A 23,155-nucleotide genomic window follows, 5' to 3' on the forward strand; every position below is an offset into this window, starting at 1 on the left:
AGTATTATAGATGATTTCATTGTGAAAAACTAGGTTTCATTCTAGTATTTTCTTTAAAAATCTTATTTTATTACTAGTTTTCCTAAATGGTTAAAGGAAATACAAAAAGAAAGAAACTTACATGACCATTCCGCCATTAACATGAAGCGTTTGACCTGTAATATATTTACTTTTCTCTGAAGCAAGAAATGTGACCATATTAGCTATATCACTTGGTTCTCCCAAAGTTGCTAACGGAATTTGTTTAAGCAAATCTGCTTTGATTTCGTCATTTAGCTCATCAGTCATATCTGTTGTGATAAAACCAGGAGCAACCGCATTTACGGTAATATTTCTTGATGCTAATTCTTTTGCTGTCGTTTTTGTTAATCCTATCACACCCGCTTTTGCTGCTACATAATTTGCTTGGCCTGGATTTCCACTTACACCAACAACAGATGTAATGTTAATTATACGACCATTTCTTTGCTTCATCATTTGCCTTGTAACTGCTTTTGTGCAAAGAAATACTCCCTTTAAATTTGTATCAATGACATCATCCCATTCCGAATCTTTCATCCGCATTAGGAGATTATCCCTTGTAATTCCCGCATTGTTTACAAGAATATCTAACTGACCAAATTCCTTGATCACTTCTTTTACCATTTGCTGAACATCATCACTATCCGACACATCTGCTTTAATCGCTATAGCTTGTCCGCCATTTCCTTTAATTTCATCTACGACCTCATTTGCCTTTGCTTCATTTCCAGCATAGTTAATCGCAACACTTGCACCATTCTTTGCAAGATCTAAAGCAATTGCTCTTCCAATTCCCCGTGATGCTCCAGTCACTAGAGCTACTTTATTGCTCAACATTAGGCTTCCCCCTTCAATTTATCTACCGTACCCTTTAAGGAGTCAAGGTCGAAAATATTATGAACAGTTACAGAACGGTTAATTTTTTTCACTAAACCAGTTAATACTTTACCAGGTCCAATTTCTACAAAAGTTGTCACACCATTTTCAATCATTGTTCTTACTGATTCTTCCCATCTTACAGGTGAGTATAACTGTTTTACAAGTAAATCCTTAATCTCTTGGTGACTTTGTACTGGCTGTGCTGTTACATTTGCAACCACCGGAATAGCTGCATCCTTAAAGCTTAATTCAGATAGTACCTGATCAAATTTTTCAGCGGCAGGTTTCATTAATTCAGAATGAAATGGACCACTTACAACTAGAGGTATTGCTCTTTTTGCTCCATTTTCTTTTGCAAGCGCTGATGCTTTTTCAACACCGTTAGCTGTTCCAGAAATAACAATTTGTCCTGGACAATTTAAATTCGCCAACTGAACAGAATCACCATTTTCAGTCACTTCATTTGTGATTTTTTCTAATTCTTCAGCGGACATACCTAAAATAGCTGACATTGCCCCCTGACCTGCTGGTACAGCTTCATCCATATACTCTCCACGCTTTTTCACAGCATAAACTGCATCTTCAAAATTCAATACTCCTGCTGCGACAAGTGCTGAGTATTCACCTAAGCTATGACCTGCAACAAAGTCAGCGTGAATGTTGAATTTTTTTACATATTCTAATATAGCCATACTTGTTGTTAGTAATGCCGGTTGTGCATTATAAGTTAAAGTTAATGTATCTTGCGGTCCTTCAAAAATTAGTTCTTTTAGTTCTTGTCCTAATTTTTTGTCGGCTTTATCAAAGATTTCTTTTGACTCTACAATTTCTTGATAGAAGTCCTTTCCCATGCCAACAATCTGTGAGCCTTGACCAGGAAATAAAAATGCAATCTTTGTCATCTAGAATTCCTCCGTTTCCTAACCATTTAATGAAGAAAGAATTGTACCGGATACATCATTCGATACCATTTCTCTTGTTTGACGGATAGCATTATAAATCGCATTTGCATCGGACGAACCGTGAGCTTTTATTACAGGAGCCTTCAACCCAAATAAAGCAGCTCCGCCATACTCTGAATAATCCATTTGCTGTTTAATAACCTTTAATTGAGGTTTTAATATCCCTGCAGCAAGCTTTGAAGTAAAATTGCTTGTTAAAGCAGACTTTAACATAGAGAATACAGAAAGAGCTGTACCTTCGATTGTCTTGAGGGCTATATTTCCTGTAAATCCATCGGTTACAACAACGTCTGCCACAGATTCCATCAAATCCCGTGATTCAACATTTCCAATAAAATTAAGATTTGTTTCTTTTAATAGTTCAAAGGTTTGCTTTGTTAAGTCATTCCCTTTTTTATCTTCTGTCCCGACATTCAATAGGCCTACTCGAGGATTTTTAATACCTCTAACTTTTTCTGCATATACCGATCCCATGATGGCATATTGTAATAAATGTTCTGGTTTTGCATCAACATTTGCTCCGACATCTAAAAACAAAAATCCTTTCCCATCCAAAGTTGGCAATGTTGGGGATAATGCAGGCCTTTCAATTCCTTCAATTCTTCCTATAACAAATAATCCAGCAGTCATAAGTGCTCCCGTGTTTCCTGCTGAAATACACCCATCTGCTCTGCCTTCTTTGACTTCATTTGCCATTAAAACCATTGACGCATTTTTTTTACGTCTAACTGCACGAACAGGCTCATCTGTTCCTTCAATTACTTCATCAGTATGTATAATTGTAATTCTAGTTGCATCTGTTAAATAGGCTTTTATTTTCTCTTCTTGACCAACTAGTGTAACCTCTAAATCAGGAAAAGCGGAAATAGCTTTCATAACACCTTCAACAATTGCTTGCGGTGCATGATCTCCGCCCATTGCATCGATCGCTAGCTTCATTATGTAACCTACCTTTGTGTTTGATTTGAGCGATACATTTCAAACTCACCAGAAAAAACTAATTCATTGCCGACATAACTATTTACCTCAACAGTAGTTCGTTTAGGTTCAGAGTCAGTTTTCACCTTTTTGGCCTTAGCGATTACCCGCTCATTTTCTTTTACTTGTCTTGTAAAACGAATATTAGCCTTTGCAGTTAACGCCAATTCATCATTAATCATCGCGACAGCCAATGAGTTTGCTTGTGCAAATAAGTGGTGACCTCTGGCAATTTGATTTCTACTAAAAACGTGCTCTTTTTTTATTTCTAAAATAGAGATAGCCGACTCATCTAGTTGCAAGTCAATAATCTCTCCTATTACTTCTTCTATCGGTAATGCCCTTACTTCATCATCTAGTTTCTTTTCAGCTACGTGTTTTATTCGTTCTCTTAATTCAGGAATAGATAATTCTAACCTATCCAAGCGTATCGTTTGAATACTAACTTGAAACTTTTCAGCTAGTTCTTCATCGGTTATGAATGGTGTGTTAGCGATTGTTTCCTGTAATAACAGCTGTCTCTCTTTTTTATTTTTTCTCATGATTTCAATGACACCGTCCGAACTATTAAGACTAGGTACTAATAGTAGTATATAGATAAAGAAAACAGATTGCAACTGTATTGCCATCTGTTTTCTAGAAAATGTTTTAATTCTATTAAAAAGGCATATAATCAATCTAGTTTTTCACCATCTAAAATGCCTGATTGATATAAGTAGTCTCTTAATAATTCATATTTTTCGTCATGCCAAAATGCATTCGACTGAATTAGTTCTGTTGCATCTTGTCTTGCCACTTCTAATGCACGATAATCATGCACCATATCAGCAACTTTAAAGATTGGCATTCCACTTTGTTTTTTTCCAAAAAAGTCTCCAGGTCCTCTTAACTCTAAATCACGTTCTGAGAGGACAAATCCATCATTTGTCTCTGTCATGATTTTCATTCGTTCTTTTCCTGTTTCTGATTTAGGATCTGCAAGTAAAATACAATATGATTGTTCACTGCCTCGCCCTACACGTCCTCTTAATTGGTGGAGTTGAGAAAGGCCAAATCGTTCTGCATCGTAAATAACCATTGTTGTTGCATTTGGTACATTTACCCCAACTTCAACAACAGTAGTTGAAACTAATACATGAATTTCATTTTGGCTAAAATCTCTCATAACAGAATCTTTTTCTTCTGATGAGAGACGTCCATGCATAAGTCCGACTTGAAATCTACCTTGATAATAGTGAGTTAACATACTATGAACATCAAGAGCATTTTGAACATCTAATTTATCAGATTCCTCGATTAATGGACAAATAACATATGCTTGGCGGCCTTTTGATAATTCCTTTTCAATGAAAGCTAAGATCCGCTCGAGCATTGTAGGCTTAACCCAATATGTTTCAATTGTTTTTCTTCCGGCAGGTAGTTCATCAATAATCGATACATCCATTTCTCCAAATGCTGTAATCGCTAATGTTCTAGGAATAGGTGTTGCAGTCATGAACAAGACATCCGTATACGCGCCTTTTTCGCGGAGCATTCGTCTTTGTTCCACACCAAAGCGATGTTGTTCATCTGTTATGACAAGGCCAAGGTTATGAAATTTTATTTCATCTTGGATTAAGGCATGAGTACCAATCAATAGATGAATTTCATTGTTTGCTACTTTTTCAAGCAATTCTTTTCGCTTTTTCCCTTTTACTGAACTTGTCAGCAATGCAACTGTTACATCAAATGGCTCAAAAAGTCTAAAAAGTGAATCGGCATGCTGCTCCGCTAAAATTTCGGTTGGAACCATAAGTGCAGCTTGATTACCAGATAGCACCGCTGCATAAATAGCAATAGCTGCTACAACGGTTTTACCCGATCCAACATCTCCCTGTAATAAACGATTCATTCGATAAGGCGACGTCATATCCTGTAAAATTTCATTCACTACCTTTGATTGAGCGTTTGTGAGTGGAAATGGTAATGCATCAATAAATTTTTGATGTTTCTCCTTTGAGTATTGATGTACAGCACCTTTGGATTGTTCACGTTGTACTTTCCTTAGCGCTTGCATTTTAAGTTGAAATAATAAAAATTCTTCGTACACAAAACGCCTGCGAGCTAATTTTAAGTATTCTTTTTCTTCTGGCATGTGAATCGTTTGAAGTGCTTCTCTCCTTGTCATCAACTTATACTTTTGTAATAAATCAATTGGGAGGATTTCCTCGATATCCTGTAAATAATTTGATAGTGCCAGTGAAACAAATTTTCGCATTCCCTTTACTGTAAGTTTTCCTTTTACAGAGTAAATCGGTTCTATGCCAGATAATTCTTGCTTAGGTCCGAACGTTAATTGTTGGACGGTAATAGTTTGTCTATGCTTGTCCCATTTTCCAGTAACAGTGACAGTCGAATCAATAGCAAGTTTATTTTTAAAATATGGACGATTAAAGCAAACAACTGACAATAGATATCGCCCTACTAGCAATCTAAAAGTTAAACGAGAACGCTTTTTCCCAAAAAAGGTAAGAGAAGGTTCACTGTGCACCCTCCCCTCTACGGTTACACGCTCTTCATGCTTTACATCTTCCAAATCTCGCAAGCTATTATCATCATAACGGTATGGAAAATATTCCAGAAGATCTTGAATTGTGTAGATTCCAACATCATTCAATGATTCTTCGGTTTCACTTCCTACACCTTTTAAAACAGAAATTGGTTCTAATAATTTATTTTCCACCATCATTTTTGCGTATTTCCAAAGATCCGAGCCTTTTGCTGTTGACCTGTTGGAGTCGCAGCTCCCCCTCCTTGTGCAGTTTCTTTCAGTACGGTATACATTGTTTGGCCTTTTTTAAACATAACCTCTATCTCTTCATCACATGGAATTCTACTAGCTAATACCTGTCAAAGCCATATTTGCAGCAATCATAGCATTTGCCGTCCTTCCAATTCTTTCTGAACCCGCTGTATGTTATTATAGATAAAGATTTTTCATTATTATATGCTAGTAACTAATGATTAGGGAACATTCGTTTCCTACAATGTTAGTTTAACAGATTTCAGCTGAAACAGCATGATTTGAAGAATTGAGGAATTATTCAAACAATTTACTGTAGATATATATCTATGAACAACAAAAAACCCAGAAAATCTGGGTTTTTGTTGTTTGTTATTCAACTGAAAAGATATATGAATATAAAGGCTGGTCACCTTTGTGCACTTCAACTTCAACATCTTCAAACATCTCTTCAACATATTGCAGCAGCTGGTCTGTTTCCTCGTCTGATGCATCTTCTCCTTGAATAATAGTGACAATTTCATCATCATCTGAAATCATTTCTGTGAGAAGCTTTTTAGAAGCTGCTAATTGTTCTCTATCTGTAATAACGATTTTACCATTTGAAATTCCCATAAAATCGCCTTTTGAAATGTCGAGTCCATCAATATTTGTATCACGTACTGCGTATGTGATTTGACCACTCTTCACATGTTGTAAGGCTTCATTCATCAACCCCTCAACTTCTTCTGATTCCACAGTAGGGTTGAACGCTAGTAATGCCGCCATTCCTTGTGGAACAGTCTTCGACGGGATTACAATCACATTTTCTTCTACAACAGATGCAGCTTGTTGAGCAGCCATCACAATATTAGAGTTGTTTGGAAGGATGATAATATTTTCAGCATTAACGTCATGAATCGCCTTAACAATGTCCTCTGTACTCGGATTCATTGTTTGACCGCCTTCAATGACCTCATTTGCTCCAATGCTTCTAAATAATTCAGCAATTCCTTTACCCATAGAAACAGTCACAATGCCATACTTACTTTTTTCCTTTTTCTCTTCTGTGTTCACAGATGGAGTCGACTGAGCTTTTTCTCCAACTATATCTGTATGTTGCTGTCTCATATTTTCTATTTTCATATTTATAAGATTTCCATATTTTTGTCCATAAGATAGAACTTCACCAGGGTGCTCTGCATGTATATGTACTTTTGCCAACTCATCATCTGCAATAACTAATAATGAATCACCGAATTGACTAAGGTCCTTTCTAAACGTTTCCTCATGAAATGGTGTTTTGTCAGCTTCAAAGCGAACCATAAATTCCGTACAATATCCGAATTCAATATCTTCTGTATTAATATGGCCTTGGACACTCTTATGATGTTCTGCGTTTACGAGCTCATCCATTGATGGTGTTCTGACATGTGTTGTATCAAGTTTTTCTCCCTTTAGAACTGATAAAAAGCCTTCATACACAAACACTAAGCCTTGACCACCACTATCCACTACACCAACTTCTTTTAAAACAGGTAACAGCTCAGGAGTCCGTTTTAAGGATGCTTCCGCTTCCTTTAATGTCAACTCCATAACCTTTGTGATCGATGTCTCCGTATCAGCAGCAAGGACTGCAGCTTTTGCGGCATCTTTAGCAACTGTTAAAATTGTACCTTCAACTGGTTTCATAACAGCTTTATAAGCTGTATCTACACCAGCTTGAAGAGCTGCTGCGAACTCAGTTGCATTTATTTTTGCTTTAGCCTCAATCGATTTAGAAAACCCTCTAAACAATTGTGAAAGAATAACACCAGAGTTTCCTCTTGCACCCATTAAGAGCCCTTTTGAAAGCGCATTCCCAACTTTCCCTATGTGGTCGGAATGATTATTTCTAACTTCATTTGCGCCTGATGTCATTGATAAATTCATGTTTGTACCAGTATCTCCATCTGGAACTGGAAACACATTGAGTGCATCGACAAATTTCGCATTATTTGATAGGTGGTTCGCACCTTGCAAAATCATCTCCGCAAACTGCTTACCATCTAAGGTTGTATTAGACACAGGTAGTTTCCTCCTTACTACGGGTTCGCAACACGAACTCCTTGTACAAAAATATTTACAGAATCAACAGCAAGTCCAACCGTCTGATCTAACGTATACTTCACTTTCGTTTGAACGTTATGTGCGACTTCAGAAATTTTTGTACCATAGCTGACGATGATATACATATCTATATTAATCGAATCGTCATCCTGGCGAACGATTACGCCTCTGCTAAAGTTTTCTTTTCTTAAGATATCGGTAAGACCGTCTTTTATTTGATTCTTTGATGCCATTCCAACAATACCATAGCAGTCAATGGCTGCACCACCTGCAACAGTAGCAACGACTTCGTTGGAAATATCGATTTGTCCGTACATTGTTTTTAATTCAATGGACATATTAGTTCCCCCTTTGGAATTGTTCGCACTGGCTATAGTTATTTTACTATAAGCCTACACATTTTAAAAGCGATTATAAGTCCGAGGTAAAATACAAGTACTACTATTATATACAACAATACATAAAATACTATGTCAAGGAAAAATTCTTGAAAGACTATTGTAGAAGTATTGCATTCTATTGGCAGTTATGATAAATTATTAAAGTATCTCATGGCTATGTACATGATTATCGTAAAATATGTAGTGTTTTTTTGTAGTAAGGAGGGAATAACATGGCACGTAAATGCGTTGTTACTGGTAGAAAAACTCGCTCAGGTAACTCTCGTTCACACGCGATGAACGCTAACAAACGTTCTTGGGGCGCAAACCTTCAAAAAGTTCGCATCTTAGTTAACGGAAAACCAAAAAGAGTATATGTATCTGCTCGCGCTTTAAGATCAGGTAAAGTTGAGCGAGTTTAATTTTTATTAAGCTTACTCAAAACTTATTCTCTTACCTTCGAGAATATAGATTCTTATAAAGCGAAACAATAGGAAAAAGCACCGATATATCGGTGCTTTTTTCTTAATCTTTTTTAAACGAACCGAGCATTGCTCGAACAATTCCTCCTAAAAACTTCGGTAGCTTAATTGTATAAAATTTCATTATTTCCCTCCTCAACCAAATCATTAAACAAGGATAAAAGCTTGTTCAAAGGTGCTAGAAGCGTCAAAAAATGGTATGAATCAGTTCTTTAGATTATATTCAGTCTCTTTTAAAAAAATGACGCTATCTTGTTCATTGTTAGCAAGTTAATCACGGCTTCTTATCATTAATAATATGCCATCTTGGAAAGAAAAAGTACCTACATCACCAATGAGTTCATTACTAATACATAATGTGGACCCAAGCCTGATATGACAGTTTTTCAAAGGATACTTGAATCCGTCTAAAGTTAAGCCATGTATATCAGGACTTATGGCAATAAATGAAATGTAGTTCCACTCCATTTGCCTCTTAACTGTATATGTACCTGGTGTATAGAGCGTGATTCGATTTTGTTGATCAATTAAGTCAATTTTCGATAAAGTTAAAGTGGATTTCGTAAGAAGGTGAATATTCCCTAATAAGTGATCAAGCCTTCCACCTGTTGCACCAAAAATAAATATCTGATCCGGCTTTTGAGAAATTGCCCAATCTAATGCGATTTCAGTATCCGTTTTATCCTTTTCAGAAGGTAATGTATTTAAATCCGGAATTTTCGCCTTTAAATTTTCATGTTCTTTTTCTGATATTGAATCAAAATCACCAAATGCATAATGTAAAGGTAAATTAAGATCTAATAGATAGCGAGATCCCCTATCAATTCCAACCCAAATCATTTCTTCTGTATGATATTTAGTTAAGTTGGCAAGGTTTTCCCTTGGACCACCTGCCACAAGAGCAATTGTTGTCATACGTTCTTCCTTCTCCCAATAATATTATCAATATAGCTAATTAATATATGAATGAAAGCCGTAAAAATAAGAAAAAAGCCTGACACAATCACCATGTCAGAACTTTCATCTTCTTACATATTATCATCATAATCATATCTAAAGCCATCTAGTTGGTTGTTTTCCCCAATGTTTTTAAACTTTTGAAGGACTGTTTCATATTGTTCAATCTCTTGATAATCAGAGCTATTTTTCGAAACAGTTTTTAGTGCTTGTTCAATGATGGCCATATCTTCCTTTGAAAAATTCATGGCTTTAACCCCCTATTTACTTTACATCTTTACATTAAATAGGATGGTTTATTTTCAATGAATTTATTAATAAGTTAGGAAAGAACAGCTTGTTTTAAACTTTGAATAGCTTGATGTCGATCAGGATTGTTGTAGATGAATGATCCTGCAACAAGGACATTTGCGCCCGCTTCAACGCATAATTTTGCTGTTTCTTCATTTACTCCACCATCAACTTCAATATCAATCGTAAGCTGTTTCTCTTTCACTAAGTTTGATAATTGCTTGATCTTTGGTAAAACTTGAGGGATAAATGTTTGTCCACCAAATCCAGGATTTACGGTCATAAATAAAACCATGTCAATGTCCTCAAGAATGTGGACAATCGTTTCTATTGGGGTGTGCGGATTTAATACAACACCTGATTTTATCCCTTCTGATTTGATCAATTGTAATGTTCGGTGTAAATGTGTACAAGCTTCAACATGAACAGTAATGATATCTGCACCGGCTTTTGCAAATTCTTTAATATATAAATCTGGCTGTTCAATCATTAAATGAACATCAAGAGGAAGCTTTGTAATGGGACGAATGGCCTCCACGATTAAAGGACCAATTGTAATATTTGGTACAAAGTGTCCATCCATTACATCAACATGGATGTAATCTGCGCCTCCGTTCTCTACATCTTTAATTTCCTCTCCTAATTTTGCAAAATCTGCCGATAAAATAGATGGAGCAATTTTTATCATACTAATACCTCGGCTTTCTATCTTTAATTTCTTCAACAAACGTTAAATAATGATCATATCGATACTGAGGAATTTCTCCTGCTTCTACGGCTTCTTTTATTGCACATTTCGGCTCTTTTACATGAGTGCATCCTCTGAATTTACAATCTCCACTTCTTTCCCTCATTTCCGGGAAACAATATGTAAGATCTTCAACCTCTATTCCAGTAAAATCTAAAGAGCTAAAACCTGGAGTATCTGCAACAAATCCTGTGCCTACCGGAATGAGTTCTACATGCCTTGTTGTATGCTTTCCTCGACCAAGATGGGAAGAAATATCATTTGTTTTTAATTCCAGATCAGGCCTTAAGACATTTAATAACGAAGATTTCCCAACTCCTGATTGTCCAGCAAAAACCGAGATATGATCATTTAAATAAGGTAACAAGTCCTTTTCAACTGTTGATTCAACAGTTGATGTTAAAAGAACCGTGTATCCTGCATTTTGATAGTCCTTTGCATAAGAGTCAACCTTTTCTCGTATTTCATTTGAAGGTATAAGATCCGCTTTACTAATGACAATAATAGGATTAATTTCATTTGCTTCAATTAGGACCAAAAAACGGTCTAGCAAAGTTGGACTAAAATCAGGCTCAACAGCTGAGAAAACAAGAATTGCTTGATCAACATTACAAATCGGCGGTCGGACTAATTCATTTTTGCGTTCAAAAACCTCTAAAATATAACCTTCTAGATCATTTTCTGCTTGATACTCAACTTCATCGCCTACAAGAGGTGTAATTTTATTTTTTCGAAACACACCTCTTCCTCGGCATTGAATCAATTTTTCATCGTCTTGCACATAGTAAAAACCACTAAGAGCCTTCACAATTTTCCCTTGTGGCATGGAAAACCTCCTTGATGATTGTCATCAAATTTCTCATTATTTTTCCCATTTAGGGAGTTTTACTTAACTAATCGTTCATTATTTAAAATAGAGTTTTAGGAATTGTATGTTACTCATCAGCAGGGTACTCAATTTTTTCAGATGAGCGTACTTTTCCATCAACAATAATTTGATAATATGCTACATCTTCTGGATTGATGGTGAATTCTAAAGTTCTCTCTTGTGAACTTGTAATTTGGAATGAAGCAAACACGTCGGAAATTGAATGTGTTGCATCATCAATCAAAATATCTACTGTTAATTCTTCTCCTTCTACTTCTGGTTCATATGGAATTTCAACTGTTTTTGTTACTTTTTTTGGTGGTTTAGCTTTTGGACCAGATGAATAGACTAATTTTAATGTTGTATCTTTCGGAACAACTTCAGTCCCTGGCTCTGGTGATTGAGAAATTAGCTTTCCTTCTGGAACTGTGTCAGAATTTTCTTCTGATACGTTTGGAATAAAGCCATATTTTGATACATATTCATCAACTTCAGATCTATTTTTCCCAATTAAGTCCTCAATTTTCACTTGAGGAGGGCCCTTGCTAACAATGAATTCAATCTCTGTTTCAGAAGGAACGACTTCCTCACCTACTTCTGGATCCTGAGATAAGATCCTACCAGGATCTTCAGTATCATGTGTTTCTTCTGTCACCTTTATATTCTTAAATCCCTTTAACTGAAGAATTGTTCGAACCCGATCTATTGAACGGCCAACATAGTCGTCTAAAACAATTTTTTCTTTACCAGTGCTCTCATAAATTGTAACAACAGAACCTTCTTTGACAACAGAATTTGCTTCTGGTTCCGTTTTAATAACATGACCTTCTTCTATTTCCTCGTCAGATAGTAGAATTGGTTCTTCTCCTACATCAAAACCTTGTTCAAGCAGGATTGTAACAGCCTCTTCATATGATTCTCCTGTTAGGTCCGGCACTTCAACATCTTTCGGTAATAGGAAGGAAGGAACAATTGTAAATGCAGCAATTATTGCCATAATGATTATGATAAAAGTGGTAATAATAAAAGTAGCAAGTTTGCTCTTTTTCTTTTTTGGCTTTTTTTCTTTTTTACCCTTTTTTCCTTTTTCAAAATCATTATTTTGTTGGGTAAGAACAGGTTCACTTGCAGTATTTCTTATAATCGTATCATCGACCTTGTAGTTTTCCATATTTTCATTTGTAATGATTGGAATAGCCTTTGTTGCCTCATCATCATCAGGAATAACAAAACGCGGCTCTGAAATTCGATTAACATCAAAAGCTGTTTCCAAATCCTTTTCCAACTCTTCAACAGAATCGTACCGATGAAAAGGGTCTTTAGCTGTTGATTTTAAAATAATATTTTCGATGCTCTGAGGGATATCCGGATTCCATCTCTTAGGTGATGGTGTTTCAGATTGCAGGTGCTTTAGTGCAATAGAAATAGCAGACTCACCGTCAAAAGGCAATCTTCCAGTTAATAATTCGAATAACACAATTCCGATAGAATAGATATCAGATTTTTTATTTGCTAAACCGCCTCTTGCTTGTTCAGGTGATAGGTAATGGACAGATCCTAAAACAGAGTTTGTTTGTGTGATGGTTGTTGCACTTAATGCTATAGCAATTCCAAAGTCTGTTACTTTTACATTCCCATGATGATCAATCAAAATATTATGAGGTTTAATATCACGATGAACAATTTGATTATCATGTGCGTGTTGAATGGCAGATGCAATTTGGACCATAATGCTAACAGCTTTTCTAGGGTGAACAGGAGCAAATTGCTGTATGTATTGCTTTAGTGTTTGACCCTCTACATATTCCATGACGATATAATAAATGCCATCTTCCTCACCTACATCATAAATACTTACGATATTGGGATGAGCCAAGCTTGTTGTTGATTGGGCCTCTCTTCTAAACCGCTTAATGAATTCATCATCATTAGAAAAATCAAAGCGCAATACTTTCATTGCCACTTCTCTTTCTAGAATCATATCGCGTGCAAGGTAGACATTCGCCATCCCGCCTCCACCGATTACTTCTAGAATTTTATAACGGCCACTAATTCTTTTACCTATTAGCACGAGTCTTCACCTAATTCATGTGCTGTCTTTTTTATCATGATTAAAGAGATATTGTCTTCTCCACCATTATCATTTGCTAGCTGCACCAATTTATTAGCTGTTTGTTCAAGGTTATCTGCTGATACAAGCTCTTTTTCTAGTATTTCATCAGAAACTTTATCCGACAATCCATCAGAACATAACAATAATAGATCATGATCGTCCAATTCTATTGTCCTTACATCCAACTCAACAGTTTCCTCTGTTCCCAGTGATCGTATAAGGACATTTTTACGAGGATGATGCTCTGCATCCTCCTTAGATATTTGTCCATATTTAACAAGTTCATTAACCAGAGAATGATCCTGTGTGACTTGGTTGAAGCCACTATTATTAAATAGATAACAGCGGCTGTCACCAATATGACCAATTGTGGCATACGTTGATGTAACTAATACAGTCACAATTGTTGTCCCCATCCCCTGGCATTCTGGATGGGATAAAGAGTGCTCGTAAACAGCTTTGTTTACTTCAATTACTTTCTCAGTCAACCAGTTTTCTGCATCACTCGGCCCATTAATAACTGGACCTTCCTCCCAGAATTTCTTAAAGGTTGAAATTGTCATTTGACTAGCAACCTCACCTGCCAAATGACCACCCATTCCATCTGCAACAATGGCTAGTAATCCGGATTTGTTTTCAAATACACCAACAGAATCTTCGTTTTGCTGCCTAACTTTTCCCCTATCTGACAGATAAACAAACTCCAACTTGGTCACCTCGTCTCCTCTTTTCGCTCCTTCGCTCGAAGTTGCCCACACGCAGCGTCTATATCATGCCCTTGTTCTCTTCTTGTCGTGACATTTACACCGTGCTTTTTAAGCGTATCTTCAAATAATGTAATTTGTTCTTTCGGAGTACGCACATAGTTTCTTTCAGGTACATAGTTCACTGGAATAAGATTAATATGACACTTTAAACCTTTTACTAACTTTGCAAGCTCTTCAGCATGCTCGACTTGGTCATTTTCTCCACCAAATAAACCGTACTCAAAACTAACACGTCTTCCTGTCTTGTTTACATAGTATTTTATTGCTTCCATCAAGTCTGGAAGTTTATATGCTCTATTTATTGGCATTAGCTTTGATCGTAATTCTGTGTTTGGAGCATGTAATGAAACCGCAAAATTGATTTGGAGCTTTTCATCGGCAAATTTATAGATTTTCGGAATAATTCCACTTGTCGATACGGTAATATGTCTTGCCCCAATGTTTAAACCTTTATCATGATTGATAATTTTCAAGAAAGACATCATTTCATCATAATTATCAAACGGTTCGCCGATTCCCATAATAACAACATGACTAACACGCTCATCAAACTCATCAAGTGCTTGCTGTACCTTTACGACTTGTGCAACGATTTCTCCTGCTTCAAGGTTTCTTTTAAGTCCACCTAGTGTTGAAGCACAGAATGTACAACCAATTCGACAGCCTACTTGAGTGGTTACACATACAGAATTGCCATAATCATGCCTCATTAAAACCGTTTCGATCGAATATCCATCATGAAGTTCAAATAAAAATTTAATCGTACCATCCTTAGATGTTTGCTGAATAATCGTCTTCAGTGTTGTTAATGTAAAATGATTATTTAAGAGTGTGCGAAGACTTTTGGATAAATTAGACATATCTTCAAAGCTAGTTACACGCTTTGAATAGAGCCAATCAAAGATTTGATTTGCTCGAAATGCCTTTTCTCCTTGTTCTTTTAGCCAGTTCTCAAGTTCATGTAGCTCTAATGAATAAATGGAGGGTTTCGTTTCCGTCTCCACGCTGTCTTTTTTTGTTCTTGTTGTTTTTATCTGTTCCATTTTAACCCTTCTTTCGTAAACATGCTATAAAAAATCCATCCGTTCCAAAGTAATGTGGGAGTAATTGTACCTCTCCATTTTGTACATAAGAATGAAGTTTTTCAGGAAAATTATTTTTTGCTGATTCATCTCGTTCAAACTCAGGGTTTTCGTTTAAAAATGCTTCAACTACCATTTGATTTTCTTCTATATCTACAGTACATGTACTATAAACTAACACACCGTCAGATTTCAATAAAGGCGCAACAGATGTTAAAATTTTCTTTTGTAGTTCCGCTAACTTTAATACATCTTCTGGTGATTTTGTATATTTAATGTCTGGCTTTCTTCGAATGACACCAAATCCTGAACATGGTGCATCTACTAGTATTCGATCAAAATTCCCTTTTGCAAATCGATCCCCTGCCAACCTACTATCTAGTGGTTCTGCTTGAATATTTGTTAGGTCTAAACGCTCAGCCTGCTGTTTAATTAACTTCACTTTATGCTCATGTAAATCCAAGGAATGGATAGTGCCGGTACCATTCATTAATTCCGCAATATGGGTGGATTTCCCACCTGGTGCTGCACAGGAATCTAAAATAGTTTCATTAACCTTAGGATTAAGGGCACGAGCAACTAACATAGAACTTTCATCTTGAATCGTTAAAAATCCTTGCGCAAAAGCTTCTGTAAGGGCAAGATTTCCTTTCAATCCTTTAATAGCATCAACAGCTAAATCTCCATGCTCAACGCTTATATCGCTGTTTTGTAACTCTTCAATTATTTCATTAACCGATGCTTTCATTTGATTGACTCTGGCAGTTTGAGAAGGTGGAATTAAATTTGTCTCACACATCTTTTCAGCTTCATCATAACCAAATTGATTTATCCATTTTTCTACCATCCATTTAGGATGACTAGTTCTAATTGACAGTCTTTCTACCGGGTCCTTAATTTGGTTGATATCAGGAATCCCTTCTCGTTGAACAGATCTTAGCACTCCATTTACAAAGGATGAAATTCCTTTATGTCCTCTCTTCTTAGCAATTTCTACTGCTTCAAAGAAAATAGCACGCTCTGGAACTCTATCTAAATACACCATTTGATAAATCGAAATCCGAAGCAATACTCTTACCCAAGGCTCAATTTTCTTTGCCTTTTTCAAAAAACTCTCTAAATAAAAATCAAGTGTATCTCTTCTTTGAAGTGTTCCATACACAATCTCAGTTAAGAGAGAAATGTCTTTTGCATTTACTTGATGTTTTTTTATCATAGAATTTAATAACAAGTTACTATAGGCTTGGTTTTTTTCTATTTGCAATAATATTTCTACCGCAACATCACGTACGGTCATTTGTTTTTTCATTTTCATCGCCAAATCTTTCACCCACATTCATGGTTGTACCTCGCAGAAATTCTTCTCCCGTCATCTTCTTTTTACCTGAGGGCTGAAGTTCCGTAATTTTGATTGCCGTAGCATTCCCAGTTGAAACAACTATTCCATCATCGTCAAAGCGGAGAATCGCACCTGAAGGGGCATCTTGATTACTTTGTAGTTTTTCACCCCACCATATCTTTATCAATTGATTTTGATAGGTTGTAAAAGCAACTGGCCAAGGATTTAGTCCTCTAATCTGATTGTATATTTCCTCACCAGACTTAGACCAATCGATTCGTTCTTGTTCCCTTTTAATATTTGAAGCAAATGTTGCTTTTGCATCATCTTGTTTTTGAGGTATTAATTTGCCATCTAATAATGCAGGCACCGTTTCTAATAATAATTTCACGCCTGCTGCACTTAACTTGTCATGTAAAGTACCAACCGTATCTCTTTCATCAATTTCAACCTCGATTTGCGTCAAAATATCACCTGCATCAAGCTTTTCAGCCATATACATAATGGTGATACCTGTTTTAGTCTTCCCTTGAAGGATTGAATAATGAATTGGTGCACCGCCTCTTAATTCTGGTAAAAGGGAAGCATGAACATTAATACAACCATGTTTTGGGGCTTCTAGAAGCTCTAATGGTAAAATTTGTCCAAACGCCGCTGTAACAATTAGATCCGGTTCTAACGCCAATACATCTTGAATTTCATGACGAATTTTTTCAGGTTGAAGCACTTTTAGGTTATGTTTTTGCGCTTCTACCTTTACAGGAGGTGGCGTTAGTATCCTTTTTCTTCCTTTTGGGCGATCGGGTTGTGTTACTACCCCGACAATATTATAGCCTTCTTCAATAAGGCTCCTTAAAATAGGAACTGAAAAATCTGGTGTTCCCATAAACACAATCTTTGTCATATGTGTGTCATCCTTCCGTACTTTCTAGTTCATCTTCCTTTATGTACCTTTCTACTTTAGATGTAAAAAGAATACCTTCTAAATGATCAATCTCATGCTGAATGGCTCTTGCTAAAAATCCCTCAGCTTCTATTATTCTCACTTTTCCTTTGCGATTAAAGGTTCTTACTTTTACATAATCAGCCCTGCTAACTTCACCATATAAACCGGGAAAGCTTAAACAGCCTTCTGGGCCGGTTTGTTTCCCACGCTGTTCTAGGATAACAGGATTTATTAATTCAATCGTTCCATGATGATCATCAATATCAACAATGGCGATTTGCTTAGAAAGCCCTATTTGCGGAGCTGCTAATCCTACACCATCATTCTCAATCATCGTATCATACATGTCTGCCAAAAGTTTTGAAAGCTTTTTATCAAATACAGTGACCTTTTCACATGGCACCTCTAAAACTTCAGCCGGATACATCACAATCGGTTTTACTGCCAAAAAAATTCCTCCAAACAAATAACTTCTATATTAATTAACCAATTACATCATTGTATTAGGACTTAAATCAATGGTAATCATCAAATCATTTGAGCTCATTTCTTGCTGGAAATGCTCAATAATCTTTCTTAGCGTTTCATGTAAGTTTTTTTCCCGTTTGTATTTTACCATGCATTGGTAACGATATCTATCTTTGATACGGGGAATAGGTGATGCGACTGGTCCAAGAATTTTCGTTTCATTGGAAACATTTCTTCTCAAGTATTGAACGATCTTGTCAGTAACTGACACCACTTTTGTTATTTCAGGATGGGAAACAGTAACAAGGGCAAGAAAATAGTAGGGTGGGTATGAATGTGACCTTCTTAAAAACATTTCCTGTTCATAAAAAGCATCATAATCATACATACTTGCTAATTGAATACTATAATTTTCAGGAGTATACGTTTGAATGATAACTTCTCCTGGCAATTCATGTCTTCCTGCTCTTCCGCTTACTTGTGTAAGAAGTTGAAATGTTTTTTCAGCTGCTCGGAAATCAGGTAAATGAAGCATTGTATCTGCAGTTAACACACCAACTAATGTAACATCAGGGAAATCAAGTCCCTTGGCAATCATTTGTGTTCCAAGTAAGATATCTGCTTCTTTATTTCCAAACTTCGTTAACAGCTTTTCATGGGCTCCTTTTCGGCCGGTCGTGTCAACATCCATTCTAATAATTCGTGCCTCTGGTAATACTTTTAGTAATTCCTCTTCAACACGCTGTGTTCCCGTTCCAAAGAAACGAATATGTTCACTTTGACATTCTGGACATACATTTGGCATATGTTCCTCATGTCCACAATAGTGACATTTCAGCTGTTGGCCAAAACGATGATATGTCAATGAAATATCACAATGAGGACATTGAATAACAAACCCGCAATCCCGGCACATAACAAAGGATGAATATCCTCGTTTATTTAAAAACAAGACAGATTGTTCACTTTTTTCTAATCGATTTGTTAGCTTTTCAATTAATGAGGTCGAAAACATTGTCCGGTTTCCGCTTCTTAGCTCTTCTCTCATATCAACAATTTCAACAGAAGGCATTGACCTTTTGTTCACACGTTCTTTTAATGTTAAGAGCTTGTACACATCCTTTTGAGCACGTGCAAATGTTTCTAGAGTAGGGGTTGCACTTCCTAAAACAACAGGGCATTGATGAAGCTTAGCTCTATATATAGCCACATCCCTGGCATGGTAACGTGGATTTTCTTCTTGTTTATAGCTAGATTCATGTTCCTCATCGATAATGATCATTCCCAGGTTTTCAAATGGTGCGAATATTGCTGATCTTGCTCCAACAACTAATTGAACTTCTTTTCGTTGAATTTTCCGCCATTCATCATATTTTTCTCCTGTTGATAGACCGCTATGAAGGACTGCAACCTTTGAACCAAAACGTCCTTTAAAGCGATTGACCATTTGCGGAGTAAGAGAAATTTCAGGTACTAACACAATTGCTTCCTTCCCATTATTTAAAACAGCTTCAATTGATTGAAGATATACCTCTGTTTTCCCGCTACCTGTTACTCCATACATAAGAAAGACATGATGTTCCTTATTTTCAACTGATGAAAGGATAGGAGCTATTGCTTTCTGCTGTTCATTATTTAAAGTTAAGGCTTTTGTTTTTTCAAAGTGCCGATCCTGATAAGGATCTCGATACACCTCTTTGTATTCTTCCACTAATATTCCTTTAGAAATCAATGCCTTTATTGATGCATCTGATGTATTCGTCACCGCTAATAAATCAGCAACAGATATAACAGAAATTTGATTTTCGTTTAAATATTTAATTACCTCTAGCTGTTTCTTAGCATTCGCATTAAATCCTTCTATTTGCTTTGCCAACTGCTCAAATGAACAATCAAGCCTCACCATTCTAACTTTCTTTTTATTCCCTTTTTGCTTCACCTTATAAATCAGTTCTAAATAACCTTTTTCAATGTCCTTTTGAATCGTTCGAAGTGATACAGATTGTTCAATCTCTTTCATTTCGACTTGACTTTTCTTGTTAAAAAAAGGCTTAAGTTGATCAGAAATATTGTCTAGGTATTGTTCAGAAATAAGCGTTAAGACTTTTTCATATTTTGCCTTCATTGCTGCTGGAAGCATGGCTTGAAATGCTGAAATTTTAAAGCAAAGTGTTTTTTCCGTTAACCAATGACCAACCTTTAATAATTCAGGTGTAAGGCAAGGAGTTAAATCTAAACACTCGGATATAGCCTTTAAACGATCAAATTCAGAAGATTCCTTCGTCTCTATAACAAAGCCTTGTACTTTCCTAGGGCCAAAAGGGACTATAACACGCATACCAGGTTGTAAAAAGTCTTGCCACTGTTCAGGTATTTTATAGTCAAAGGTCCTGTCTGTTTGCATAGAAGGTACATCGACAATGACACTTGCAAACTTCATTCTTTAACACCCTTTAACATGCTATGAACTTTTTTAAGAAGTTTCCTTGCGACTTCTTTTTTAGACATAAGAGGAAGCTCAGATTTATTTAAATTCCGATCATAAATTGTCACAATATTTGTGTCTGTTCCAAAACCTGCACCTTCAGTTGTTATATTATTGGCAACGATCAAATCTAGATTTTTATTTTCAACTTTCTTTTTAGCGTATTGCTCAAGATTATTCGTTTCTGCAGCAAATCCTACTAAAATTTGGTTTGTTTTTTGCCTTCCCAATTCTTTTAAGATATCTATGTTTTTTTCCATTTCAATGACTAAGTGATCATGACTCTTCTTCATCTTTTGTTCATATGTTGTAATTGGACGATAATCCGCTACTGCAGCAGACTTTATGACAACATCAGCTTTAGGAAAATAATTCATTACTTGCTGATACATCTCTTCAGCAGATTCAACAGTGATGGCATGAACTGAATCAGGTAGAGAAATAGACGTTGGACCAGTTATTAATGTCACAGTTGCTCCTAATTTCGCTGCTTCCTCAGCAATGGCATACCCCATTTTGCCAGATGAATGGTTTGTAAAATAACGGACAGGGTCCAGCTTTTCTCGAGTTGGTCCAGCTGTAATCAACACTTTAATATTTTTAAGTGGTTCACCAAGTTCTAGCTTTTCAAAATAATTTGTTACGAGAGATAGAATTTTGTCAGGCTCCTCTAACCGTCCCTTTCCTACATAACCACATGCTAAAAACCCTTCACTTGGTTCAATAAATTCGTACCCATATTCATATAGTGTTTTAATGTTTTTTTGAACAGCAGGATGGTCATACATATGGACATTCATAGCAGGAGCAATCCATACTTTCGCTGTTGTAGCTAACAATGTTGTTGTTAACATATTATCTGCAATTCCGTTCGCTAGTTTTCCAATGACATTTGCTGTGGCAGGTGCTACTAAAACAAGATCAGCCCAATCGGCTAAATCAATATGTGCAATGACTTTTGAGTTCTTTTCATCAAAGGTATCAAAAAAAACATCGTTACGAGAAAGTGCTTGAAAGGTTAATGGTGAAACGAATTCCATCGCTGAATCACTCATGATCACTTTTACCTCTGCACCAGCTTGTACTAGTTTGCTTGTTAGTGCCGCTGCTTTATAAACAGCAATTCCACCGCTCACACATAATAATATATTCTTACCTGATATCACTCTTTCCCCACCAACTTTCATAAACTTTTACTAATTTGTTGAAACTATAAAGAAAGAGGATGACACAATAGGGTCAGACCCCACATAACACAAGAATATATAGGTTTTTTCCTAAAGGAAATTCTATATATTGTCTTAGTGGGATCTGACCCTTAAGCTACTAGTCATCCTCTAATACTGCACATTATTTTTCAGCACGTTTATAATTTAGAAGGCCAGCATTGATCTCTTCTAGTGCTTTACCTACATACTTGTATGATACAGGCTTCTGAATTTGTTGATCACTAAGTTCCTGCATTTCACGGGCACGCTTTGCAGCAACTGTTACAAGTGTATATTTAGAATCTAATTTATTCATAAGTACATCAATAGAAGGGTATAACATCTTATTCAACCTCCAGCATTTTTTTGTATCTTGGTGCAACACGTTCACGGCGGCAATGTTCCGCCATTACAATTGCTTTAATACGTTCGCAAGCTAAAAGAACATTGTCGTTTTCTACAACATAATCATAGGCATCCATCATAATGATTTCTTCTTTAGCAACCTTCATACGATTATTTATTAATTCTTCTGACTCAGTTCCTCTAGTTACAATTCGATTTTTCAGTTCATTTAAACTAGGAGGACTTAAAAAAATAAAAAGTCCTTCCGGGAATGCATTTCTTACTTGAAGAGCACCTTGTACTTCGATTTCAAGAAAAACGTCTTTTCCTTCACTTAACGTTTTTTCAACATAGTCAACAGGAGTGCCATAATAATTCCCTACATACTCTGCCCATTCTAACAATTTATTTTGTTCAATTAAAGCTTCAAATTCTTCTCTTGATTTAAAGAAATAATCAACACCGTCGACTTCACCTTCACGCGGTTTTCTAGTTGTCATCGAGATGGAATATTCAAATGCTGTATCTTCTTGTGAAAATAGCTCTTTTCTAACTGTTCCTTTTCCTACACCTGAAGGTCCTGATAGGACGATTAATAATCCTCTTTCTTTTATCAATGCTTCTGTTCCCTACCCTTCATCTGATAGCTCATCTTTATTTGAAAGCCTTTGAGCAACTGTTTCTGGCTGAACAGCAGATAGGATAATATGATCGCTGTCCATAATTACAACTGCTCTTGTACGACGCCCATATGTAGCGTCGATTAACATTCCTCTATCTCTTGCGTCTTGAATGATTCTCTTAATTGGAGCTGATTCAGGACTAACAATAGATATAATACGGTTTGCAGAAACAATGTTCCCAAAACCGATATTGATTAATTTAATGCTCATTCAAATGCTCCCCCTAGTCAGGACAAAACTATTTTTGCCTTATAAGCTCTTTTATAATCAATGGTTTTTGATG

Annotated in this window: 25 protein-coding genes and 1 pseudogene; 1 reads left to right on the forward strand and 25 read right to left on the reverse strand. The window is 36.2% G+C overall.

Annotated features, from left to right (window positions below):
* Window positions 1–117 precede the first annotated feature (117 nt).
* The 8 genes and pseudogenes from fabG to AC4GZ8_RS18480 form a co-directional block, all read right to left on the reverse strand.
* The gene (gene fabG / locus AC4GZ8_RS18445) at window positions 118–858 is read right to left on the reverse strand and encodes a 3-oxoacyl-[acyl-carrier-protein] reductase (RefSeq protein WP_491083366.1); all 741 of its coding nucleotides are present in this window, start codon (window positions 856–858) and stop codon (window positions 118–120) included.
* The gene (fabD, locus tag AC4GZ8_RS18450) at window positions 858–1,802 is read right to left on the reverse strand and encodes an ACP S-malonyltransferase (protein ID WP_491083367.1); all 945 of its coding nucleotides are present in this window, start codon (window positions 1,800–1,802) and stop codon (window positions 858–860) included. The genes fabG and fabD overlap by 1 nt, the downstream gene beginning before the upstream one ends.
* An 18-nt stretch (window positions 1,803–1,820) precedes the next feature.
* Window positions 1,821–2,801, reverse strand: a complete 981-nt coding sequence (plsX, locus tag AC4GZ8_RS18455; protein WP_491083368.1) for a phosphate acyltransferase PlsX — start codon at window positions 2,799–2,801, stop codon at window positions 1,821–1,823.
* A gap of 8 nt (window positions 2,802–2,809) precedes the next feature.
* The gene (gene fapR / locus AC4GZ8_RS18460; protein ID WP_491083369.1) at window positions 2,810–3,382 is read right to left on the reverse strand and encodes a transcription factor FapR; all 573 of its coding nucleotides are present in this window, start codon (window positions 3,380–3,382) and stop codon (window positions 2,810–2,812) included.
* Window positions 3,383–3,513: 131 nt separating this feature from the next.
* On the reverse strand, window positions 3,514–5,565 hold the full coding sequence (gene recG, locus AC4GZ8_RS18465) for an ATP-dependent DNA helicase RecG (RefSeq protein ID WP_491083449.1): 2,052 nt from the start codon (window positions 5,563–5,565) through the stop codon (window positions 3,514–3,516).
* Window positions 5,565–5,763: pseudogene (locus tag AC4GZ8_RS18470) on the reverse strand (L-serine ammonia-lyase, iron-sulfur-dependent, subunit alpha); the annotation flags it as partial. The gene recG and the pseudogene AC4GZ8_RS18470, both read right to left, overlap by 1 nt.
* Window positions 5,764–5,994: 231 nt before the next feature.
* Complete coding sequence (locus AC4GZ8_RS18475; RefSeq protein WP_491083370.1) at window positions 5,995–7,668, reverse strand: DAK2 domain-containing protein; 1,674 nt, start codon at window positions 7,666–7,668, stop codon at window positions 5,995–5,997.
* 17 nt (window positions 7,669–7,685) lie between these two features.
* Window positions 7,686–8,048, reverse strand: a complete 363-nt coding sequence (locus AC4GZ8_RS18480; protein ID WP_491083371.1) for an Asp23/Gls24 family envelope stress response protein — start codon at window positions 8,046–8,048, stop codon at window positions 7,686–7,688.
* 275 nt (window positions 8,049–8,323) lie between these two features.
* Between AC4GZ8_RS18480 and rpmB the strand changes: the two genes are divergently transcribed.
* Window positions 8,324–8,512, forward strand: a complete 189-nt coding sequence (rpmB, locus tag AC4GZ8_RS18485; RefSeq protein ID WP_491083372.1) for a 50S ribosomal protein L28 — start codon at window positions 8,324–8,326, stop codon at window positions 8,510–8,512.
* Window positions 8,513–8,615: 103 nt separating this feature from the next.
* On the opposite strand, the gene spoVM is transcribed toward rpmB, so the two are convergent.
* The 17 genes from spoVM to remA all read right to left on the reverse strand — a co-directional run bounded on the left by spoVM (window position 8,616) and on the right by remA (window position 23,082).
* A complete protein-coding gene (gene spoVM, locus AC4GZ8_RS18490; RefSeq protein ID WP_003328987.1) occupies window positions 8,616–8,696 on the reverse strand; it encodes a stage V sporulation protein SpoVM in 81 nt (26 codons plus the stop codon).
* A 146-nt stretch (window positions 8,697–8,842) separates the two neighbouring features.
* Window positions 8,843–9,469 carry a thiamine diphosphokinase gene (locus tag AC4GZ8_RS18495; protein WP_491083450.1) on the reverse strand — a complete coding sequence of 209 codons (627 nt, stop codon included), beginning with the start codon at window positions 9,467–9,469 and terminating at the stop codon, window positions 8,843–8,845.
* Window positions 9,429–9,518 carry an SWIM zinc finger family protein gene (locus AC4GZ8_RS18500; protein ID WP_491083373.1) on the reverse strand — a complete coding sequence of 30 codons (90 nt, stop codon included), beginning with the start codon at window positions 9,516–9,518 and terminating at the stop codon, window positions 9,429–9,431. Before AC4GZ8_RS18500 ends, AC4GZ8_RS18495 begins: the two co-directional genes overlap by 41 nt.
* A gap of 82 nt (window positions 9,519–9,600) precedes the next feature.
* Entirely contained in the window at window positions 9,601–9,777 is a 177-nt protein-coding gene (locus tag AC4GZ8_RS18505; RefSeq protein ID WP_491083374.1) for a hypothetical protein, read from the reverse strand.
* A gap of 74 nt (window positions 9,778–9,851) precedes the next feature.
* Window positions 9,852–10,508 (reverse strand): ribulose-phosphate 3-epimerase, encoded by a 657-nt coding sequence (gene rpe / locus AC4GZ8_RS18510; protein ID WP_491083375.1) that lies wholly within the window; start codon window positions 10,506–10,508, stop codon window positions 9,852–9,854.
* 1 nt (window position 10,509) lies between these two features.
* Window positions 10,510–11,394, reverse strand: coding sequence for a ribosome small subunit-dependent GTPase A (rsgA, locus tag AC4GZ8_RS18515; protein WP_491083376.1), 885 nt, complete (start codon window positions 11,392–11,394; stop codon window positions 10,510–10,512).
* Between the two features lie 109 nt (window positions 11,395–11,503).
* Complete coding sequence (pknB, locus tag AC4GZ8_RS18520; RefSeq protein ID WP_491083377.1) at window positions 11,504–13,507, reverse strand: Stk1 family PASTA domain-containing Ser/Thr kinase; 2,004 nt, start codon at window positions 13,505–13,507, stop codon at window positions 11,504–11,506.
* Window positions 13,501–14,256 carry a Stp1/IreP family PP2C-type Ser/Thr phosphatase gene (locus AC4GZ8_RS18525; RefSeq protein WP_491083451.1) on the reverse strand — a complete coding sequence of 252 codons (756 nt, stop codon included), beginning with the start codon at window positions 14,254–14,256 and terminating at the stop codon, window positions 13,501–13,503. The genes pknB and AC4GZ8_RS18525 overlap by 7 nt, the downstream gene beginning before the upstream one ends.
* Before the next feature lie 5 nt (window positions 14,257–14,261).
* A complete protein-coding gene (gene rlmN / locus AC4GZ8_RS18530) occupies window positions 14,262–15,359 on the reverse strand; it encodes a dual-specificity RNA methyltransferase RlmN (protein WP_491083378.1) in 1,098 nt (365 codons plus the stop codon).
* A 1-nt stretch (window position 15,360) separates the two neighbouring features.
* Complete coding sequence (rsmB, locus tag AC4GZ8_RS18535; RefSeq protein ID WP_491083452.1) at window positions 15,361–16,707, reverse strand: 16S rRNA (cytosine(967)-C(5))-methyltransferase RsmB; 1,347 nt, start codon at window positions 16,705–16,707, stop codon at window positions 15,361–15,363.
* Window positions 16,682–17,641, reverse strand: coding sequence for a methionyl-tRNA formyltransferase (fmt, locus tag AC4GZ8_RS18540; protein WP_491083379.1), 960 nt, complete (start codon window positions 17,639–17,641; stop codon window positions 16,682–16,684). The genes rsmB and fmt overlap by 26 nt, the downstream gene beginning before the upstream one ends.
* Window positions 17,642–17,648: 7 nt before the next feature.
* Window positions 17,649–18,131 carry a peptide deformylase gene (def, locus tag AC4GZ8_RS18545; RefSeq protein ID WP_491083380.1) on the reverse strand — a complete coding sequence of 161 codons (483 nt, stop codon included), beginning with the start codon at window positions 18,129–18,131 and terminating at the stop codon, window positions 17,649–17,651.
* A gap of 42 nt (window positions 18,132–18,173) precedes the next feature.
* On the reverse strand, window positions 18,174–20,591 hold the full coding sequence (gene priA, locus AC4GZ8_RS18550) for a primosomal protein N' (protein ID WP_491083381.1): 2,418 nt from the start codon (window positions 20,589–20,591) through the stop codon (window positions 18,174–18,176).
* Entirely contained in the window at window positions 20,588–21,802 is a 1,215-nt protein-coding gene (gene coaBC, locus AC4GZ8_RS18555) for a bifunctional phosphopantothenoylcysteine decarboxylase/phosphopantothenate--cysteine ligase CoaBC (RefSeq protein ID WP_491083382.1), read from the reverse strand. Before coaBC ends, priA begins: the two co-directional genes overlap by 4 nt.
* A gap of 184 nt (window positions 21,803–21,986) precedes the next feature.
* Entirely contained in the window at window positions 21,987–22,187 is a 201-nt protein-coding gene (rpoZ, locus tag AC4GZ8_RS18560) for a DNA-directed RNA polymerase subunit omega (RefSeq protein WP_102229649.1), read from the reverse strand.
* Window position 22,188: 1 nt separating this feature from the next.
* Window positions 22,189–22,803: a guanylate kinase gene (gene gmk, locus AC4GZ8_RS18565; RefSeq protein ID WP_491083453.1), complete on the reverse strand. Its 615-nt coding sequence runs from the start codon at window positions 22,801–22,803 to the stop codon at window positions 22,189–22,191.
* 15 nt (window positions 22,804–22,818) lie between these two features.
* Window positions 22,819–23,082: an extracellular matrix/biofilm regulator RemA gene (gene remA / locus AC4GZ8_RS18570; protein WP_026559405.1), complete on the reverse strand. Its 264-nt coding sequence runs from the start codon at window positions 23,080–23,082 to the stop codon at window positions 22,819–22,821.
* Window positions 23,083–23,155 lie beyond the last annotated feature (73 nt).

Source organism: Metabacillus sp. RB-C-LZQ-3-1 (assembly GCF_058315175.1).

Coding starts and splice junctions, on each gene's coding strand:
- fabD (WP_491083367.1), bottom strand. CDS start 1,802: ATGACAAAGATTGCATTTTTATTTCCTGGTCAAGGCTCACAGATTGTT.
- recG (WP_491083449.1), bottom strand. CDS start 5,565: ATGGTGGAAAATAAATTATTAGAACCAATTTCTGTTTTAAAAGGTGTA.
- plsX (WP_491083368.1), bottom strand. CDS start 2,801: ATGAAGCTAGCGATCGATGCAATGGGCGGAGATCATGCACCGCAAGCA.
- fabG (WP_491083366.1), bottom strand. CDS start 858: ATGTTGAGCAATAAAGTAGCTCTAGTGACTGGAGCATCACGGGGAATT.
- rpe (WP_491083375.1), bottom strand. CDS start 10,508: ATGATAAAAATTGCTCCATCTATTTTATCGGCAGATTTTGCAAAATTA.
- remA (WP_026559405.1), bottom strand. CDS start 23,082: ATGAGCATTAAATTAATCAATATCGGTTTTGGGAACATTGTTTCTGCA.
- rsgA (WP_491083376.1), bottom strand. CDS start 11,394: ATGCCACAAGGGAAAATTGTGAAGGCTCTTAGTGGTTTTTACTATGTG.
- spoVM (WP_003328987.1), bottom strand. CDS start 8,696: ATGAAATTTTATACAATTAAGCTACCGAAGTTTTTAGGAGGAATTGTT.
- rpmB (WP_491083372.1), top strand. CDS start 8,324: ATGGCACGTAAATGCGTTGTTACTGGTAGAAAAACTCGCTCAGGTAAC.
- fmt (WP_491083379.1), bottom strand. CDS start 17,641: ATGACAAAGATTGTGTTTATGGGAACACCAGATTTTTCAGTTCCTATT.
- rpoZ (WP_102229649.1), bottom strand. CDS start 22,187: ATGTTATACCCTTCTATTGATGTACTTATGAATAAATTAGATTCTAAA.
- AC4GZ8_RS18505 (WP_491083374.1), bottom strand. CDS start 9,777: ATGAATTTTTCAAAGGAAGATATGGCCATCATTGAACAAGCACTAAAA.
- priA (WP_491083381.1), bottom strand. CDS start 20,591: ATGAAGTTTGCAAGTGTCATTGTCGATGTACCTTCTATGCAAACAGAC.
- fapR (WP_491083369.1), bottom strand. CDS start 3,382: ATGAGAAAAAATAAAAAAGAGAGACAGCTGTTATTACAGGAAACAATC.
- rsmB (WP_491083452.1), bottom strand. CDS start 16,707: ATGAAAAAACAAATGACCGTACGTGATGTTGCGGTAGAAATATTATTG.
- AC4GZ8_RS18480 (WP_491083371.1), bottom strand. CDS start 8,048: ATGTCCATTGAATTAAAAACAATGTACGGACAAATCGATATTTCCAAC.
- rlmN (WP_491083378.1), bottom strand. CDS start 15,359: ATGGAACAGATAAAAACAACAAGAACAAAAAAAGACAGCGTGGAGACG.